The sequence below is a fragment of the Bacillus arachidis genome (genome assembly GCF_030285945.1).
Classification (GTDB): Bacteria; Bacillota; Bacilli; order Bacillales; family Bacillaceae_G; genus Bacillus_A; species Bacillus_A arachidis.
Genome location: NZ_CP127376.1, coordinates 357,431 through 376,567, shown reverse-complemented (window position 1 = coordinate 376,567; position 19,137 = coordinate 357,431). Strand labels below are relative to the sequence as shown.

General features: G+C 35.9%; 16 protein-coding genes, 1 pseudogene and 1 riboswitch. Of the genes and pseudogenes, 5 read left to right on the top strand and 12 right to left on the bottom strand.

What is annotated here, in order from left to right; all coding sequences use genetic code 11:
* Positions 1-16: 16 nt before the first annotated feature.
* The 6 genes from QRY57_RS03650 to murQ form a co-directional block, all read right to left on the bottom strand.
* Positions 17-346, bottom strand: a complete 330-nt coding sequence (locus tag QRY57_RS03650) for a PTS lactose/cellobiose transporter subunit IIA (protein WP_286016678.1) — start codon at positions 344-346, stop codon at positions 17-19.
* Positions 347-461: 115 nt separating this feature from the next.
* Positions 462-1,784 (bottom strand): 6-phospho-beta-glucosidase, encoded by a 1,323-nt coding sequence (locus tag QRY57_RS03645; RefSeq protein ID WP_286016677.1) that lies wholly within the window; start codon positions 1,782-1,784, stop codon positions 462-464.
* A gap of 39 nt (positions 1,785-1,823) precedes the next feature.
* Positions 1,824-2,108 carry a hypothetical protein gene (locus QRY57_RS03640; RefSeq protein WP_026592602.1) on the bottom strand — a complete coding sequence of 95 codons (285 nt, stop codon included), beginning with the start codon at positions 2,106-2,108 and terminating at the stop codon, positions 1,824-1,826.
* Positions 2,109-2,181: 73 nt separating this feature from the next.
* Positions 2,182-3,471: a PTS sugar transporter subunit IIC gene (locus QRY57_RS03635; protein ID WP_286016676.1), complete on the bottom strand. Its 1,290-nt coding sequence runs from the start codon at positions 3,469-3,471 to the stop codon at positions 2,182-2,184.
* Positions 3,472-3,704: 233 nt separating this feature from the next.
* Positions 3,705-4,016 (bottom strand): PTS sugar transporter subunit IIB, encoded by a 312-nt coding sequence (locus tag QRY57_RS03630; protein WP_026592604.1) that lies wholly within the window; start codon positions 4,014-4,016, stop codon positions 3,705-3,707.
* A 36-nt stretch (positions 4,017-4,052) separates the two neighbouring features.
* Complete coding sequence (gene murQ / locus QRY57_RS03625; RefSeq protein WP_286016675.1) at positions 4,053-4,946, bottom strand: N-acetylmuramic acid 6-phosphate etherase; 894 nt, start codon at positions 4,944-4,946, stop codon at positions 4,053-4,055.
* Positions 4,947-5,318: 372 nt separating this feature from the next.
* Here murQ and anmK point away from each other — a divergent pair, with 372 nt between their 5' ends.
* Positions 5,319-6,518 (top strand): anhydro-N-acetylmuramic acid kinase AnmK, encoded by a 1,200-nt coding sequence (anmK, locus tag QRY57_RS03620; protein WP_286016674.1) that lies wholly within the window; start codon positions 5,319-5,321, stop codon positions 6,516-6,518.
* A 248-nt stretch (positions 6,519-6,766) separates the two neighbouring features.
* Here anmK and QRY57_RS03615 read toward each other — a convergent pair whose 3' ends face one another.
* A complete protein-coding gene (locus QRY57_RS03615) occupies positions 6,767-7,873 on the bottom strand; it encodes a M20 peptidase aminoacylase family protein (RefSeq protein WP_286016673.1) in 1,107 nt (368 codons plus the stop codon).
* 239 nt (positions 7,874-8,112) lie between these two features.
* Here QRY57_RS03615 and QRY57_RS03610 point away from each other — a divergent pair, with 239 nt between their 5' ends.
* Both QRY57_RS03610 and QRY57_RS03605 read left to right on the top strand, forming a co-directional pair.
* Positions 8,113-9,222 carry a mandelate racemase/muconate lactonizing enzyme family protein gene (locus QRY57_RS03610; protein ID WP_286016672.1) on the top strand — a complete coding sequence of 370 codons (1,110 nt, stop codon included), beginning with the start codon at positions 8,113-8,115 and terminating at the stop codon, positions 9,220-9,222.
* 14 nt (positions 9,223-9,236) lie between these two features.
* A complete protein-coding gene (locus tag QRY57_RS03605) occupies positions 9,237-9,932 on the top strand; it encodes an N-acetyltransferase (RefSeq protein ID WP_286016671.1) in 696 nt (231 codons plus the stop codon).
* Positions 9,933-10,269: 337 nt separating this feature from the next.
* Here the strand turns inward: QRY57_RS03605 and QRY57_RS03600 are convergent, their stop codons facing one another.
* From QRY57_RS03600 to rlmD, 4 genes are all read right to left on the bottom strand, one after another.
* Entirely contained in the window at positions 10,270-10,977 is a 708-nt protein-coding gene (locus QRY57_RS03600; protein ID WP_286016670.1) for a M48 family metallopeptidase, read from the bottom strand.
* Positions 10,978-11,090: 113 nt separating this feature from the next.
* The gene (locus QRY57_RS03595; protein ID WP_026592611.1) at positions 11,091-11,621 is read right to left on the bottom strand and encodes a YehS family protein; all 531 of its coding nucleotides are present in this window, start codon (positions 11,619-11,621) and stop codon (positions 11,091-11,093) included.
* A gap of 260 nt (positions 11,622-11,881) precedes the next feature.
* Positions 11,882-12,850 carry a tRNA dihydrouridine synthase gene (locus tag QRY57_RS03590; protein ID WP_026592612.1) on the bottom strand — a complete coding sequence of 323 codons (969 nt, stop codon included), beginning with the start codon at positions 12,848-12,850 and terminating at the stop codon, positions 11,882-11,884.
* A 243-nt stretch (positions 12,851-13,093) separates the two neighbouring features.
* Entirely contained in the window at positions 13,094-14,470 is a 1,377-nt protein-coding gene (gene rlmD, locus QRY57_RS03585; RefSeq protein ID WP_286016669.1) for a 23S rRNA (uracil(1939)-C(5))-methyltransferase RlmD, read from the bottom strand.
* 121 nt (positions 14,471-14,591) lie between these two features.
* Positions 14,592-14,693, top strand: a riboswitch (purine riboswitch).
* A 207-nt stretch (positions 14,694-14,900) separates the two neighbouring features.
* Here rlmD and QRY57_RS03580 point away from each other — a divergent pair.
* Both QRY57_RS03580 and QRY57_RS03575 read left to right on the top strand, forming a co-directional pair.
* Entirely contained in the window at positions 14,901-16,097 is a 1,197-nt protein-coding gene (locus QRY57_RS03580) for a NupC/NupG family nucleoside CNT transporter (RefSeq protein ID WP_286016668.1), read from the top strand.
* 526 nt (positions 16,098-16,623) lie between these two features.
* On the top strand, positions 16,624-17,742 hold the full coding sequence (locus tag QRY57_RS03575; protein WP_286016667.1) for a polysaccharide deacetylase family protein: 1,119 nt from the start codon (positions 16,624-16,626) through the stop codon (positions 17,740-17,742).
* A gap of 12 nt (positions 17,743-17,754) precedes the next feature.
* Here the strand turns inward: QRY57_RS03575 and QRY57_RS03570 are convergent.
* Positions 17,755-18,153, bottom strand: a pseudogene (locus QRY57_RS03570) (IS4 family transposase); the annotation flags it as partial.
* Positions 18,154-19,137 lie beyond the last annotated feature (984 nt).

Below are 19,137 nucleotides of genomic sequence, written 5' to 3'. Positions count from 1 at the left end.
CCTTCCCACATCCCAATTATTGTTGTGGCGCCAGTTTTTTTATGATACGGATCATATGTTCAATCAATTTTTGTTCGCTTATCGCGGTCATTAAATGATCTTGAGCATGAATCATTAGCAACGTTTTTTCACCTGGAATTCCGTTCAATTCAGCTTGAATTAACTTTGTTTGTGTCTTATGAGCCAAGCTAAGTTCTTGTGCAGCTTGGTTAATAAGATTCGCTGCTCTTTCAAAGTCAAATTCCTCTGCAGCTGTTAATGCTTCATAAGCTAAACCTCTTGCATTTCCACCATGAGAAATAATTTCAAAAATTTCCATTTCGTTATTATTGATTTCCGTTGACATATCATAACACTCCATATCGTAGTAAAGTATGGGACAATATTCTCTAACTGAAATTACGTTTCAGAAAATATCATGTCTCAATTTGTCTTTCATATTAAATTTATTATTCTCCTAATCATCTAAAAAATTGAGGCAAATACTCTTTATGGGCTTCTAATAATTTCTGTAATACAGCTTCCGCTAAATCATCACTTGGAATAAGTGGATTAATTATTAAAGCTAATAAAGCCTTATCATAAGAACCCGTTACGGCTGCCTCAGCGCCTACTCTTTCGAATGATTTGATTTGCTGAATTAATCCTTGAATTTGAATAGGCAATTTCCCCATCGTCAAAGGAACTGGTCCATTTTTTGTTACAATACAACTCACTTCAACCGCTGAATCATAATCAATCTCATTAATTGCGCCTTTGTTTTGAATATTTAATACTTGAATGTCCTTTTTGTCATTATAGATAGAAGAAATTACATTACACGCTGCATCACTATAGTATGCACCACCCCGCTTTTCTAATTGTGGAGGTTTCATGTCTAGCTTTTCATCTTTATACAACTCAAATAGATCTTCCTCTAATTTCTTGACAATTTCAGCACGCGTTTTCCCTGATTTAAATGCTTCTAATTCTTCATCTAGAATATTTTTTGTTTTGTAATAATAACGATGATAGGGGCAAGGTACTACGCCTAATGATTTCAAAAATCTTGGATTCCAAGGCAGTGGAGCAATGTTCTTCATTGACATTTGTATCGCTGGATTCCCTAGCATTTCAAGTACTTTCTCTGTTACTTCTTGATCATCAACATATACATGTGTTCCGAATACCATATGGTTTAATCCAGCGAAATCAATGTGTACTCTCTCCATTTCAACACCTAACATGTTCGAAATAGACATGTGCATATTAAATGGTACATTACATACACCGATTACTTTTTTATGCCCGCCGTAACGAAGGAGTGCTTCTGTTACCATTCCAGCTGGATTTGTAAAGTTAATTAACCATGCATTTGAGCAAAGTTCTTGCATTTCTTCTGCGATTTCTAGAAGAACAGGGATTGTTCGTAATGCTTTAAAGAGGCCTCCTGCACCATTTGTTTCTTGCCCAATTAACCCTAGTTGCAAAGGAATACGCTCGTCTTTAATTCGGGCATCTAGTAAACCAACTCTCATTTGCGTTGTCACAAAATCAGCATCCTGTAAAGCTTGACGGCGGTCTAACGTCAAATGAATTTCCATAGGAACTCCTGCCTTTTCAACCATTCTTCGTGCTAAGTTCCCTACAATCTCAAGTTTTTCCCTTCCGGCCTCAATATCCACTAACCAAAGTTCTCTAACTGGTAGCTCATCATAACGTTTAATAAAACCTTCAATTAATTCTGGCGTGTAACTAGATCCACCACCAATTGTGGCAATTTTTATTCCGTTTCGCTTTTCCATTTCACTAACACCTCATTTTAGATAACTTACTTTTTTCATTTACGCATAGACAATTGGGTAACAAATCAGTGCACTCGCTACTAATAAAGACAAGAACAAAATTAGCGCTTGTTTCTTGTTTTTAAACTTACCTTCAACAAAAATAAGAACAAGAGTTAACCCTGCGCTGATTGCAAAGATATTATCTAGATACAGTGACAAGCGTTTGTCTATTCCAACTGCATTCATTAAAGGATTAAAGATAAGATTAAAAACAAGAATAAAACTAAAAAATAGAAACGCACTTTTATAACTAAAAAAGTGAATTCTAGATGTTGAATTCATTTTTATCTCCCTTCTCTCTTTTATATGAAAGGAAGTTTGGAGCAATTAGTCCCAAACCTCCTTTCATGTATTTTTATAAGGCTACGTTTGTGTCCTCTTTTGTTTCTGTTGGATTTTCTTGTGCTAATAGCTTTTGATCATACATTTTAAAGAATGGTAGATAAACAAGAACTGAAATCGTAATATTGACTAATACAAGAATAATTGCTCTCCAGTCACCACCCGTTGAAAGGTAGGCACCTATTGGGGCTGGTAATGTCCATGGAACCATTACATATGTCGGATTTACTAATCCGATTGATGTCGCGACATACGCAATTGTTGCACCAATTAATGGTGTCACGACAAATGGAATAATTAAAATTGGGTTTAGCACAATTGGCATCCCAAAAATAACAGGTTCATTGATGTTAAATATACTTGGAACAATTGTTGCTCTTGCCATCGTCTTACTATAAGTAGATCTTGCTGTTAATAACATCGCAATTACTAATCCTAATGTTGCACCAGATCCCCCAATCCAAATAAACCATTGGAAGAATGTCTCAGGAGCTACGTGAGGGATCGTCTCACCAGCAGCAACTGCCGCTGAGTTATTAGCCAAGTAAACTTCCCAAACTGGACGAGCAACAGCACCTACAACTGATACACCATGAATACCGAATGACCAGAAAAATGTTATTAAAAAGACTGGAATTAATACACCTGGTAATGTATCCCCAGCTTTAATAAGTGGTGCAACAGCTTTATCAACAAGTGAATGTAGATCAACACCTGCAACTACTGTAATTAATGTCATAATAGAGAGTACGATTGTAACTGGTATTAGCGCTTCAAATGAACGAGATACGGAAGTTGGAACAGAATCTGGCATTTTTATTGTAATATTTTTAGTCTTACATAAACGTATCATTTCAACCGAAAATATAGAAACAATCATCGCTACAAAGAGCCCATGCCCACCGAGGTTTGTCATTGGCAATACAAAACCTATATCTTTCACCATTTTTACGCCTATTGTGAATAAGAAGGCAGCTACCGATAATAATCCTCCTGATAAAGGGTCTAACTTATAGCTTTGAGACAGACTATGACCGATTCCAAAAGTAATATATAGGGTCATAATAAACATTGTTAATCGATAAGGTATTAAAATCTCCGCGATATGTTTTGCTGCCCATTGACCTATTGCGGAATCTGCTGCCACGGGTGGGAAAGCAATGATAAGAAATATGCTCCCGAAGATGATGAATGGCAAAGCAGAAACTACACCATCACGTATCGCACGTAAATGCTTCTGCTCAGACAATTTAGCCATAGGTGTCGATAAATTATTTTCTAAAAAAGCTACAAATTTGTTCATTTGTATTTTCCCCTTTAGATTGATTAGTAGTTAAGATTTCTTGCTAGATTATGTTTTTACTATCCACAAACGAATAAAGTGAAACTTCCAGCAGTTATTTTTTCTCATCCCCCAATGAGTCTGCACCAATCGGGATTTTACGGGTAGGTAATCTCTCACCTACCTTCCTCGTTCCTCTCTGATTCTTGAGGTAGAAGTCTTACTACCCGCGAATAACAAAATAAATAACAACTTTAATTTGATTGTATTATTTCATTAATTAAATTTAATAGAGCAGGTCCACCAAGGGGACTATATGATCGAGCAGGAATCATTAAACATGGGACTCCTGCTTCATCTGCAGAAGCTTTAAAACCATCAAATCGATGTTTTACTTGTGGGGCAACCATAGCAACATCCCAACCGTTTCGAACCTCTGAATCAAATTCTTGCGTACCAACAGCTAATACTTCTAAATTTTGACCATGCTTTTCCCCTTCTTTTTTCAACGCATTTACAACAATCGCACTCGACATTCCACCTGAACATACAAATAATACTTTCATTTTTACTCCCCCTCATAATATTTTTATATAGAAGCTTTAAATTGCTTTTCTTATAAACCCCTCTGCTGCGTTTAAACGCTCTACGGCTTCCTCATAAGAAACATTTGTTAAAATCATAACAATGGCAACCTTAGGTTGATTATTTGCTTTTACTAAGTATTTTTCTGCTACTTCATAACTGCATTCAGTGGCATCCATAACAATACGTTTTGCACGTTCAACCAACTTTTCATTTGTTAACTGCAAATCTACCATTAAATTCCCATAAACTTTTCCAATCCCAACCATTGAAGCTGTTGAGAGCATGTTACATACTAATTTTTGAGCTGTTCCAGCTTTTAAGCGGGTGGATCCTGTAAGTACTTCAGGTCCATTTACAACTTCAATGGCAATTGCAGCAATTTTTCCAATTTCTGATTCCTTATTGCAACTTATCGCTACTGTGCCTGCCCCAAGTTGATTTGCATAATTTAGCCCCGCAATAACATAAGGCGTACGCCCACTCGCAGCAATGCCTACTACAACATCGTTACTCGTTAATTGGATTTTTTCTAAATCTTGACGGCCTAATATAAAACTATCCTCTGCGCCCTCAACTGCCTTAATAAATGCACTTTCTCCACCTGCGATTAAACCTACTACTTTACTAGGATCAGTATTGAACGTTGGCGGGCATTCTACAGCATCCAACAATCCAATGCGCCCGCTTGTTCCCGCACCCATATAGATTAATCTACCGCCGCATTTCATCGCCGCAACAATCATCTCTACAGCTTTTGCAATTTGAGGAAGTTCTTTTTGAACACAGTAAGCAACTTTCATATCTTCTTCATTCATCACCTCCAATAGATTAAGCGTTTTCATTTCATCTAAAAATATAGTCTTTTCATTACGCCCTTCCGTTGTTAAATGTTCTAGCATATAAATCATCCTTCTATCATTCGTAATCTAAAAGCTTTTTGAAACCGCTTTCTTTAATAAGACTATAGCATCGTTAAAAATAAATTTCAATAATCAAAAATAATTTTAAAATAAAATTTCAATAAATCTACACAATTAGAAAACTAGCGAGTATAATAACTAATTGTCAACGCTTACATTTTTTATAAACTAAAAATAAGAAAAGGATGTATACCATTAAGTAAAGAAAACATTTCTAAAAAAATTAGGTTCATTGGCAATATGAATTTTTTAGGTGAATCACTACTACTTCCACTTAAAGTTTCATCATGGTTTTATAAGAATCACCATTGTCGCTTAGCAAGGAATTAAAAAAATCTATGCAAAGTAGGTGTTATGATAATGTACATTGTTGGGTTAATGTCTGGAACATCATTGGATGGTATTGATGCTGTGCTTGTCCGTGTGAATAATAGCAAACTAAACACCGAGTTAGAAGTGATTGAATTTATAACACATCCTTTTCCAAAAGATGTTAGAGAAGAAATTATACAGTCATTGTCTGTAGATACATCTAACGTGCAGCTAATTTGTAGTTTAAACTTTAAACTAGGAAAATTATTTGCAGATGCTACAAAGGAAGTTTGCAAAAAAGCCGGATTTCCTTTAGATCAGCTGGATCTTATAGGATCTCATGGGCAAACGATTTACCATCAGCCCTTGCAAGAACAAAACTTGGTCCCCTCAACTCTGCAAATTGGAGAACCTTCGGTAATTGCGTACGAAACAAATACAACCGTAATATCTAATTTCCGTACTATGGACATAGCAGCGGGTGGACAGGGTGCTCCTTTAGTACCTTATACTGAATATGTTCTTTACCGGAGTGAAACAAAGGGAAGGTTGTTACAAAACATCGGGGGCATCGGAAATGTAACTGTTTTACCTAAGCAATCTTCACTAGATAACATATATGCCTTTGATACAGGACCTGGAAATATGATTATTGATGAGGTATGTCGCCAATTGTTTAACATAGGATACGATGAAGGTGGTAATTTAGCGAAACAAGGGAAAATAAATGAACAGCTCCTATCATACTGCATAAATCACCCTTATATTATGAGCCCTCCTCCCAAAACAACAGGAAGAGAATTGTTTGGTAAGCAATATGTTGAAAAACTATTAAATAAGTTTAATAATCTTTCAAGCCACGATATAGTAGCAACTGTAACAATGTTTACAGCGCAATCTATTGTAGAGAACTATCGCAACTTTATCCTTCCACAAGTTAAAATCGATGAAGTCATTATTGGAGGCGGTGGCAGCTATAATACAACTTTACTGAAAATGATTCAATCACTACTTGGGGAGTCAATTCAAATTTACACCCAAGAGGAATTAGGATACTCTTCGGAGGCTAAAGAGGCTATAGCGTTTGCTCTTCTTGCAAATGAAACCTACCATGGTAATGTAAGTAACGTTCCAAATGCTACAGGTGCAAAAAACGCTGTCGTTCTTGGGAACGTGTCCTTCCCAACATCAGATCATTGGATTAAGATAAGAAATTCTTTAGAAGAAAGCAGGGATTTCATCAGATGAGGATTTCTTCATCCCCATCTGATGATTAACTCTAACCAATCAGGCTATCCCTACCTCCTCATTGAAGTAGGGATAGCGCGATAAAGTAAAGAAATTATAATGTTATTCTTATACTCAAAAAATTTTCTCATAGAAATACCGGGAACTATTTGTGCTAGTTTGTATTTCTATCGATTTGAATTTTTGTCCTCTAACAAGGCAAAGGATCAATTATGAAATTGATTCAAATGTAAAAAATAAAAACAATACTAGTTTAAAACTTCCAACACAGTTTGCTTCATTATTTCTACTCCATCCATTATGCAAGCATGATCGAATTTCATATAAGGGTGATGTAACCCTGGCTTTAAATTTGCTCCTAATCCTAACATAACGGCTTTTAAATGCGGTCTCTTGACTGTATAATAATGAAAATCATCACTTCCTGTAGTATAAAGCGGTGGTGCACAACCTTCTTTCCCATATATTTCAATAATCCCTTTGCGCATGATTTGTTCTGCCTCTTCCGAAACCTGTGCCCCAGGCGCAATATCAACCCATTCGTAAGAAATCTTTGTTCCCATTGATTCAGCTGACTGAATGACATGCTCTATCTTTTTCATTAACTCCTCGAGCAATGCATTATTCTCAGCTCTTACATCTAAACCGAATTGTCCATTCCCTGGAATGATATTTAAATTATCGCCACCAGCTTGGCATTTCGTCATTTTGACAGAATATGATTTTTGCGGAGATAGCCATATATTTTTTAATCCGATATTAATCATAGAAAGGACATCAATTGCATTCACACCTTGATGCGGTCGTGCCCCATGTGCATCCTCCCCATGTATATTCGCTTCTAAGAAGCCTGCTGCTCCGTGACGGATAGATGGTGCTGCTTTTTTAAAAGGTAATTCCTCAATTGGACGTAAATGAACACCAAATAAGAAATCAGCGTCATCAACCACACCTTTCTCCACCATTTTTAAAGCGCCGTTCCCTTTTTCTTCTGCAGGTTGGAAAATAAATCTAACTGTTCCGCTTTTCCAACTGGCATTTTTCAATTGTAAAATAAGCCCCATCGCAATCGTCATATGGGCATCGTGACCACATGAATGATTCGCTTTAAATTCTCCATCTACTTCTTGCCACAATGCATCCATATCAGCTCGAATCGCGATAACTGGCTTCCCATCCCCAACCTCTGCGATCACTCCAGGGCAATCATCAAATGTTTTATATGAAATTCCTTCTTCTTTTAGAAATTGAGTAATATAAGCTGTTGTCTCATATTCCTTCCAACTCACTTCAGGGTTTTCGTGTAAATGCTGAAAAATTTCTGTTAAACGCTCTTGTAGCTCTAAAGTTTTCAACCTTCCAGTCTCCTTCCTAAATTCGAAGCAGTTTTTCGTTTATAAAAAATCCTATTTCGAAAAACATATTGAATATTCACTTAAATGTCAAGAGATTGTCCCTTCATTTCTTTTGAAATATAATAAGATAATTAAGATTAAAATTCTGAAAATTCTTTTTAAATCACTCATCATTTATCTAAACTCCTTATGAATACGTATAACTTTAAATCTATGACACAAAGGACGTGAATTATACAATGAAAATTACAGCTATTCACATTTATGCAATTCGTTTACCACTTCGTAACCCATTTGTTATTAGCTATGGCTCTTATCCTGATATGCCATCTATTATCGTAAAATTGGAAACAGATGAGGGCATTATCGGTTACGGCGAGGGAGTTGCTGATGATCACGTTACAGGTGAGTCATGGGAAAGTACTTTCCATGTTTTAAAACACACGTTGGCTCCAGCACTAATTGGGAAAAACCCAATGAATATCGAAAAAATACACGACATCATGAGTCAAACAATTTACGGTGTACCTACTGCAAAAGCTGCGATTGATATCGCCTGCTTTGATGTAACGGGGAAAAAACTTGGCCAACCTGTATATCAACTAATTGGCGGACGCTACCATGAAAAATTCCCTGTCACTCATGTCTTAAGCATCGCTTCTCCAGAAGATATGGCAGAAGAATCTGCTTCCATGATTCAAAAAGGCTACCAATCTTTCAAAATGAAGGTCGGTACAAATGTAAAAGAAGATGTAAAAAGAATTGAAGCTGTACGTAAGCGTGTAGGAAATGATATCGCCATTCGTGTCGATGTAAACCAAGGTTGGAAAAATAGCGCAAATACATTAACAGCACTTCGTTCATTAGGGCATTTGAACATCGACTGGATTGAACAACCTGTTGTAGCAGATGATATTGATGCAATGGCTCATATTCGCTCTAAAACAGACATCCCCCTTATGATTGATGAAGGACTAAAAAGCTCTCGTGAAATGCGCCAAATTATTAAACTGGAAGCAGCCGATAAGGTAAATATAAAACTAATGAAATGCGGCGGTATATACCCCGCTGTGAAACTCGCTCATCAAGCGGAAATGGCAGGTATTGAATGTCAAGTTGGTTCCATGGTTGAATCATCTGTTGCATCTTCTGCAGGATTTCATGTTGCCTTCTCTAAAAAAATCATTACAAGTGTTGAGCTGACCGGACCATTAAAATTCACGAAAGACATTGGAGATTTATCTTACGACATACCATTTATTCGTTTAAACCAAAAGCCAGGATTAGGTATTGAGGTTAACGAGGATACATTACGTGAATTAACTGTCTTTCAAGACGTTGTTCGCTAAAGGAGGACTACACCATGGATATTCTTTATGAAGGAACATTAAAACAAAATGAGCAAAACTTTCAAGTTACAACATTATCGTTAAATCACGTTGAGGAAATCCTATCATTACAGGATATCATAATTGAAGCATTAGAAAATAAGGATCGTCTGCAGCCTCTGACACTAGAAGAATTTCAATACATATTAAACAGTAATGGCATGATGATAGGTGCCTTTGCAGGAGACCAATTGATCGCATTCCGTGCCCTATTAGTCCCTCCTATTGATGAGGATCATTTAGGACTTGATATTGGTTTAACACATGAAGAATTAGAGCGGGTTATCTATCAAGAAATTTCAAACGTCCACCCTGACTATCGTGGCAATGGCATGCAAAGAATATTAGCGAAAGTCATTATGAAAAAGTTACAACAAGCCGATGGTAAATTCGATTACGTTTGTTGCACCGTTGCGCCATTTAACATTCCGAGTTTAAAAGATAAATTTGCGCAAGGAATGGAAATTGCGGCGCTGAAGGAGAAGTATGGCGGTAGTATGCGGTATGTTTTTGTAAAGGAGTTGCGTAAAGATAAGGAAAGAGATTGGACGGATATTAAAAGCGTTCCGATGAATAATACTAGTGAACAACAGACATTACTTGCGGAGGGGTATCGTGGGTATAAGATGGAGAAAATAGATGAGAATTTTATTGTGAAGTTTGGACAATAAAGTGAAATTTTAATCAGTGGGGGTCTTCTTCATCCCCCACTGATTATTAGCCCTCACCAATCGGGCTTTTACGGGCAGTTTATCTCCCGCCTAACTTCTTAAAGAAAAGTGGAAGTGGCTCGTCCAGAATGTGAGGGGATGGAGCTTCTGAAGTAGAGGTGTTTTTTACCTCGCAGGAAGAAGCGAAGCCACGGAACATTCTAGCCACTGGAACTGGACGATGCTTTCACTCAGTTTTGAAGCGGAAATATTACTGCCCGCAAATAGCTGGATAAATTAGGGTTCTACGTTATTTTAAGCCATATACTCTACATGTCCAGAGTAATAGTAACCGCCACTAAACAGTCATCTTCCAACTTGATAACGCTAACCAGTTTTCCATCTCCTTATAATCAGGCATTATCTTCCCAACAAGGCGCCAAAAAGAGCGATCATGATTTAGATGAACCATATGGCACATTTCATGAACGACTACATAGTCGATCACCCTCTGTGGTGCCATTGCCAGCTTCCAATTAAATGTTAACTGTAGATTTGAATCACAAGTTCCCCATGTACGGTTACTATCTGAAATACGGATGGAACGCGGTTTTGTTTTAAAGTTGCTTTGATACGATTTAATACTCTTCTCTACTAACGCTTTACACTGCTTATAATAAAACCGTTTTAAAGCTTGTTTTATTTTCTCATCTTCAAGTTCTTTCACACATATATGCAGCTTATCACCTTCAAACACTGCATTGTCTTGCCCAATACTTGCATCTTGAGAGATTTGTATCGGATATGTGTTTCCTAAATACAGAAAACCCTCTCCTTGATCATAAGCCTTTTCCTGCGGTCCAAGCACTCGCTCCTGCATTTCCTTACGTGTTCTCTGAATCCAATCCCATTTCTCCTCTAACAATTGAATTATATATTCAACTGGCGTCCCTTTCGGAGCTTGCACTTCAACATTCCCATAAGAATCTACATAAAGACGTACGGATTTTTTCTTCTTATAATTTATATGAAAATTAATCGTCTCACCTATATATGTATGTATCATTTCATCACCTAGTGTATTTGTTCTTATTATTTTACAAATAAAAAAGAGTAGGCTATAAACGTCCTACTCTACCTATTATATCATTTACTGCTTTACCATGAATGTTACAATGCTTATCCTCTATACTTTACAGCTAATCCCTTTAAGAAATTCCTTGCGTATCTATCACCACACTCTTTGTAATTCTTGTGGCCTTTCTTTCTTAATAGAGCGCCTAACTCTCCTTTTGTCACCTTAACACCCACGCTATCTAATATAGCAAGTACATCTTCACTCGTTAATGATAGTGCTATTTTCATTTTCTTTAAAAGAAGATTATTGGCACTCTCATTACCCTGTAAAGGTGCTGCTTGTCCTGCAGGTTGCCCCGGTTTCGGATCTTGCTTTCCTCTTTTTAAAGTAATAAAGCCATTTAAAAATGATTCTAACATCATCATATCGCATGTTAATACATAATCATCTTCGACTACATCCGCATTTTCAGCTTCATGTTGTGGACTTTTCTTTACTTTTGTAAGCATATCAACTACTTCTTCTTTCGTTACTTCCATGCCACCAAGTTTAAATATCTCTACCATATCTATATCTTTTATATCCATAGCATATCTTACTCTTTTTAATATATCGTTGTTGCTCATTGCCATTGTTAGTCCTCCTAAAATATTGATTATTTATACAGCTGTTAAAGTTTATCCTCTAACATGCTTTAAACTATTATGTTTAATATAACCTTTCAGTTAATGTCTGCCAAATTAATACTTTAACATTTTAAAGATAGGTTTTATAGTCTCCCTCGAACTTTTCTCCACCATTGTATCTATGGATCTCTTACTTGTTCGTTGTATGCTAATAAAAAGGTTTCTCTCTTAACATTAAATAAAAGAAAAAACAGTGCTTTGATTTCTCAAATACACTGTTCTTTTCCAAAGTTATCAAGCAATGCACGCACTTCATCTGTTGATTTCGTACTCATCAATTGATTTCTTAATTCAGCAGCTCCATGGAATCCTTTTACATAAATTTTGAAAAAGCGATGAAGCCCTGTAATTGAACGTGGTAGTACTTCCGCATATTGATCTTGAAGATCCAGCTGTAGTCTTAAAAGATCAAGGTATTCTTTACTGCTATGCTCTTTTGGCTCTTTTTCAAAAGCAAAAGGATTTTTAAAAATACCTCGCCCGATCATAACGCCATCAATACCATATTGCTGGGCAAGTTGCAGCCCAGTTTGACGGTCAGGAATGTCTCCATTGATTGTTAGTAGCGTATTTGGTGCGATACGGTCACGTAATTTTTTGATTTCCGGGATTAGCTCCCAATGCGCATCTACTTGGCTCATTTCCTCTCTTGTACGTAAATGAATAGAAAGGTTCGCAATATCCTGTTTTAAAATATGCGTTAGCCACGCCTCCCACTCATTTAACTCCTTATAGCCAAGTCGTGTTTTCACACTGACAGGCAGTCCGCCCGCTTTTGCTGCTTGAATAAGTTCTGCCGCAACGTCTGGACGCAGAATAAGGCCACTACCTTTTCCTCTTGATGCCACATTCGGTACAGGGCAGCCCATATTAATATCGATGCCTTTAAATCCTAGCTCTGCCATGCCAATACTCATTTGACGGAAATATTCAGGATTATCCCCCCAAATATGTGCCACCATTGGCTGTTCATCTTCTGTAAAAATCAAACGGCCACGCACACTTTTCATACCCTCTGGATGACAATAGCTATCCGAGTTTGTAAACTCTGTGAAAAAGACATCCGGTCGCCCGGCTTCACTTACTACGTGACGAAAAACAACATCTGTCACATCTTCCATTGGTGCAAGTACAAAAAATGGTCGTGGTAAATCACGCCAAAAATTATCTATCATTTCAAACTCAAATCCTCTCACTATGATCAAAACTTCAAACTCTCGGTCAAAAAATATAAAGCCAAATGTTACACTTATATCATACTTCATAACTTATTATCAAACACAAACACAAATACATATGGACATTTATAATTTGTGAAAATCGGCAATGTTTATTTTAACTACAATCGGGCCTAAATGGTATTTTTATAAGCCAAAAAGCAGATGGTATAGATTTTTTCTATATCAACTGCTTTTCTATTATACCAACTTAAGCCAAGCCACACACTCCACATGAGTAGTATGCGGGAACATATCAACAGGTTGTACTTCCTGCGTTTTATATCCGCCTTCTTCTAATACTTTTAAGTCACGTGCAAGTGTCGCCGGGCTACATGATACATATACAACACGCTTCGGCTTCATATCAATAATCGTGTTTAATAAGGACTCATCGCAGCCTTTACGCGGTGGGTCTACAACGATTGTGTCTGCGATTACACCTTCTTTATACCAGTTTGGAATAACTACTTCTGCTTCCCCTACTGCAAATTCGGCGTTTGTCATGTTGTTTAATGCCGCATTTCGATTTGCATCCTCAATTGCTTCTGGAACAATTTCAACGCCATATACTTTCTTCGCTTTTTGCGCTAGGAATAGTGAGATTGATCCGATTCCGCAGTATGCGTCGATAACTGTTTCATTTCCAGCTAGTTTTGCGTATTCTAATGCTTTGTCATATAGCACTTTCGTTTGTTCTGGGTTTACTTGATAGAAAGAACGTGCCGAGATAGCAAATTTAATATCGCCGATAAAGTCATAAATATATTCCGATCCGTATAGGATTGTTGTTGTGTCTCCAAAGATTACGTTTGTACGTTTCGTGTTTACGTTTTGAACAATTGATTTTACATTTGGGAACTTCGCTGTAATTTCTTCGATGATTGTCTTATTATTTTGAAGTTCTGCCGTACGTGTAATGAAGACAAGCATAATTTCCCCTGTTACTTGTCCGTAACGGGCCATTACGTGACGAAGTGTGCCTTTATGACGTTCTTCGTTGTACGCTGTGATTCCGTGTTTTTCACAAATACGTTTTACTTCTTGAATTAACGTATCGTTTTCTTCTGCTTGAATTAAGCATGTTTCCATATTAATGATCTCATGCGTGCCTTGACGATAGAAACCAGCTACAAGCCCGCCTTCACGTTCTCCAATCGGTACTTGTGCTTTATTTCGATACACCCAAGGATTTTCCATACCAAGAACCGGATGAACTGGTACATCGTGAAGTCCGCCGATGCGTTGCATCACGTCACGCACTTGTTTTTCTTTCGCCTTTAGTTGTCCTTCATATGTTAAATGCTGAAGCTGGCAACCACCGCATTGGTTGTATACTGGGCATTCTGCATCTTTGCGATATGGGCTTTCTGTATGAAGCTTCATTAAACGACCAAATGCGAAATTCTTCTTTACTTTAATAATTTTAATTTGTGCTTCTTCGCCTGGTAATCCGTTTTTTACGAAAATAGGATATCCTTTTACCTTCGCAACACCGGCACCATCATGTGTTAAATCTTCAAATACTACATCTATAAACTCGTTTTTTTCAACTGGTGGCTTCATTTTAGTACTCATCTTCCGACCTCTCTTTTTCATAACACTGCGTTACATTTTATCATACTTATATAGTCTTTTTCTATTGGAAGAAAAAAACCTATTGACGATGCTTCTCTATTAGTGTTACGCTACTACTAATTTAATACGGACGATGTTACCTCATATATACTCGATAATATGGATCGAGAGTTTCTACCCGGCAACCGAAAATTGCTGGACTATGGGGAAACTAATGAATATTAGCTTTTTTGTGTATACAAAGACTCATATTGATTAGCTTTCTCTCATAGATGAAAGTAAATCCATATGGGTCTTTTTTTATTTTTCACTTTTCTAAAAGGTCAGACATCTTACGTATGACATGAAACCTCTACTACTTTTATTTATTAGTTATATAACGAGCGTTTTATGTAAAAACTTTATACGAACTTCTGAAAGGGGCTACTACATGCAATATGTAATAAGCATTATCGGTATTCTTGCCGTGTTAGGTTTATGTTTTGCTTTGTCAAACAACAAAAGTAAAATCAACTTCCGTGCAATTGCTATTATGATTGGTTTCCAGATTTTAATTGGTTGGTTTATGTTTGGCACAAAAATTGGCCAAGAGATCATCATTTTTATTAGTAAAGTCTTCAACAAGTTGATTAAGCTTGGTACAACAGGTGTTGACTTCCTATTTAATGGAATTCAAAGAGACTTTGTCTTTTTCTTCAACGTGCTATTAATTATTATCTTTTTCTCAACACTTCTTTCTATTTTTAGTTATTTAGGCGTTTTACCATTCATCGTTCGCGTTGTCGGTGGTGCGATTTCCAAAATTACTGGTTTACCACGCGTTGAATCATTCCATGCAGTAAACTCTGTATTCTTCGGTTCCAGCGAGGCATTAATCGTAATTAAAAATGACCTAAAACACTTTAATAAAAACCGTATGTTTATCATTTGCTGTTCAGCAATGAGCTCAGTTTCAGCTTCTGTTACAGCTTCATACGTGATGATGCTAGATGCGAAATATGTACTAGCAGCACTCCCACTGAACTTATTCTCTAGCTTAATTGTTTGTTCATTATTAACACCAGTTGATACGAAAAAAGAAGAAGAAACGGTTCAAAAATTTGAAAGAAGTCTATTCGGTGACAGCTTGATCGGTGCAATGATTAACGGTGCATTAGATGGTTTAAAAGTAGCTGGTATCGTTGCCGCTTTAATGATTGCATTTATTGGCGTTATGGAAGTTGTAAACTATGTGATTAGTGCAGCTTCAGGCGCAATGGGACATGCTGTTACACTGCAACAAATCTTCGGTTATATTCTTGCTCCATTTGCATTCCTAATGGGTATTCCAGCTCATGATATTATCCCAGCTGGCGGAATCATGGGAACAAAAATTGTTTTAAATGAATTCGTAGCTATTCTTGATTTAAAAGAAGTTGCTACAACGTTATCTCCACGTACAGTTGGAATCGTTACTGTATTCTTAATTAGCTTCGCAAGTATTAGCCAAATTGGTGCGATTGTTGGTACAATCCGTGCCCTTTCTGAAAAACAAGGAAGCGTTGTATCTAAGTTTGGTTGGAAAATGTTATTTGCATCAACACTTGCTTCTATTTTATCCGCTACGATTGCTGGATTATTTATTTAATAATGAATCACCCTTCTCCTTTTATTAGGGAGAGGGGTGATTTTTTTTAATCAAAAGTAGCGATTCTAATAATGTAACGATATGCAAAATTGCATACACTCTTCAGCACAATTTCTCTTTTGTAAATCAAGAAAGAAATATATACTAGTATTGGCACTAAGATATGTTTTGTCTGTTTATAGTGAAAGAAATATCCAACATCAAAACCCCAAAAGAAAAAACGTTTTTAAAGATACCTTCGAAAATAGCTATTTTCGGAGGTATCTTTTTTCATCAAGTAATATATACATACAATTATTTTTCTTCACAAAAATTTCACATAAGACAAAGCCTATGTAAATGAACATCACCTTTGTCGAATTCCCCCAAAAGAGATATTCCCCTCTATATGCCATAGTGATATGATGAACAAGGGTATTATTCAAATAGAAATATTTGAATGCATAGTCTCTTGTAATCAAAAAAGATAAAGAATCGATTACATATGAGAGACAGCACGATAAAAACACAATAGAAGGATGATATTATGAAAAAATATGCTCGTATTGCTTTACTTTCTTCTACTATTCTCGTAGGTTGTAACACTAGCACCATTAGTGAGAAGCAGACAAAAGAAGTAACTTACAAGAAGCAAAAGGAAACGCAAGAAGTACAGGCAAAAGCAGTAGAAATACCTGTAACACAAGGACTTATTTCGTGGGATCCCTTTGATTACAACGCAAAAAACACCACACTCTACACTAAAAACTTAAAAGATTCATTTAAAACAGTGCGCTACAATATTTGGCGTACAGCTGATGGACCTGCAAGTAAACAAACATTTGTATCACACGACAAAGCTCGTGATTTCGCTCTCCCATTTCATTTACAATCATTTCATTTAAAACGCGGGGAATTTCAAATTGAAACAGTGGGATTAAAAGAAGATAACACAGAAGTTCCTCTAGTGAAATCTACGATTACATTCCAACAGTATGTACCTTTCCTTATGTATCATGCCATTGAGAAATACCCTGGACCAAGTGATGGCGATTTAGGTTTATATGTGCCACCAGAGCAATTTGAAAAGCATATGCAGTATTTAAAAGATAACGGTTATACAATGTTAACGTTTGAACGTTGGGGTGACATAAATCGTGTCAATAAACCTATCTTTATAACAATGGATGATGGTCGAAAAAATAATATGAATGCTCTTCATATTTTACAAAAATTAAAAGATGATAGATTCCAACCAGCGGCAACAGAATTCCTTGTTTCAAATGATATTGATAAACCAAATCGTCTTACAACAGACGAGGTAAAACAAATGCTTGATTCAGGTATTTTTTCTATTCAATCTCATACCGCTAACCATGCAATGTTGGCTTATACAAACAACTATGATGAAGAATTACGTAAATCTAAAGAAAAAATTGAAAATCTTACAGGCAAAAAAATCATCGCCCTTGCCTATCCAGTAGGTTCTTATAATGATCCAGCTGTGGAAGAAACAAAGAAACATTACCAATTTGCAGTAACGACAGATCATGGAACTCACATTACAAAAGGCTCACCGAACGAACAATACTTAATTAAACGTCATTTTGTTGGTCCTAACACAACAATGGCGCAGTTCATCTCACTTGTAAAAGAAAAGTATTAATCATTTTTCAGGCTACTTTTTATGAAAAAGTAGCCTTTTCTTTTGTTTTTCCAATCCACTATACTCATAAATAACACCCAGGATATCAAAGAATGTTTTTTTCTCATATCGGTGAGATTTTCGTCCATTTTTCAGTAAGGGGTTGAATAGACGGCACAAGATTTTCGTTATTTCTTGAGTATTTTGTTGTATAGCTTGATACAAGATGTATAGATGATCTTGTATCATTCCAATGGCTTTATATTCGCTTAATTCCTTTTGTTTCTTTTGTAAAATCAATTGTCGCATCTTAAACATTGTAGAAGAACATAGGAAAATAGCAATAAGCTTTCCATAAATGTGACATTCTAATCGCTCTTGTTTGATATTTTGCCAATGATGGATTTGAAAAAGTCCCTTAATCATGCTAAAGGGACTTTGCTCACACAAATGATCTGCATATCAATTTATTTTTGATATACAGATCATTTGTATGATAATTTTATAAATAATTGCTAAATAATGAATTTACATAAATGTTTTTAGAAGTTCTTGAACTAATGGGATTGCTCCACCTATAAACTTTAAAACTGTCATTGCGATTTCCATATTATTTCCTCCTCTTGTTCGTATTAAGCTATGATAATTTTATAGATAATTGCTAAATAATGAATTTACATAAATGTTTTTAGAAGTTCTTGAACTAATGGGATTGCTCCACCTATAAACTTTAAAACTGTCATTGCGATTTCCATATTATTTCCTCCTCTTGTTCGTATTAAGCTATGATAATTTTATAGATAATTGCTAAATAATGAATTTACATAAATGCTTTTAAAAGTTCTTGAGCTAATGGGATTGCTCCACCTATAAACTTTAAAACTGTCATTGCGATTTCCATATTATTTCCTCCTCTTATTTCGTATTAAGCTATGATAATTTTATAAATAATTGCTAAATAATGAATTTACATAAATGTTTTTAGAAGTTCTTGAACTAATGGGATTGCTCCACCTATAAACTTTAAAACTGTCATTGCGATTTCCATATTATTTCCTCCTCTTGTTCGTATTAAGCTATGATAATTTTATAGATAATTGCTAAATAATGAATTTACATAAATGTTTTTAGAAGTTCTTGAACTAATGGGATTGCTCCACCTATAAACTTTAAAACTGTCATTGCGATTTCCATATTATTTCCTCCTCTTGTTCGTATTAAGCTATGATAATTTTATAGATAATTGCTAAATAATGAATTTACATAAATGTTTTTAGAAGTTCTTGAACTAATGGGATTGCTCCACCTATAAACTTTAAAACTGTCATTGCGATTTCCATATTATTTCCTCCTCTTGTTTCGTATTAAGATGTGGTGAATCTTTATACCTTTATTATAGTAAGCGCTTACATTTAT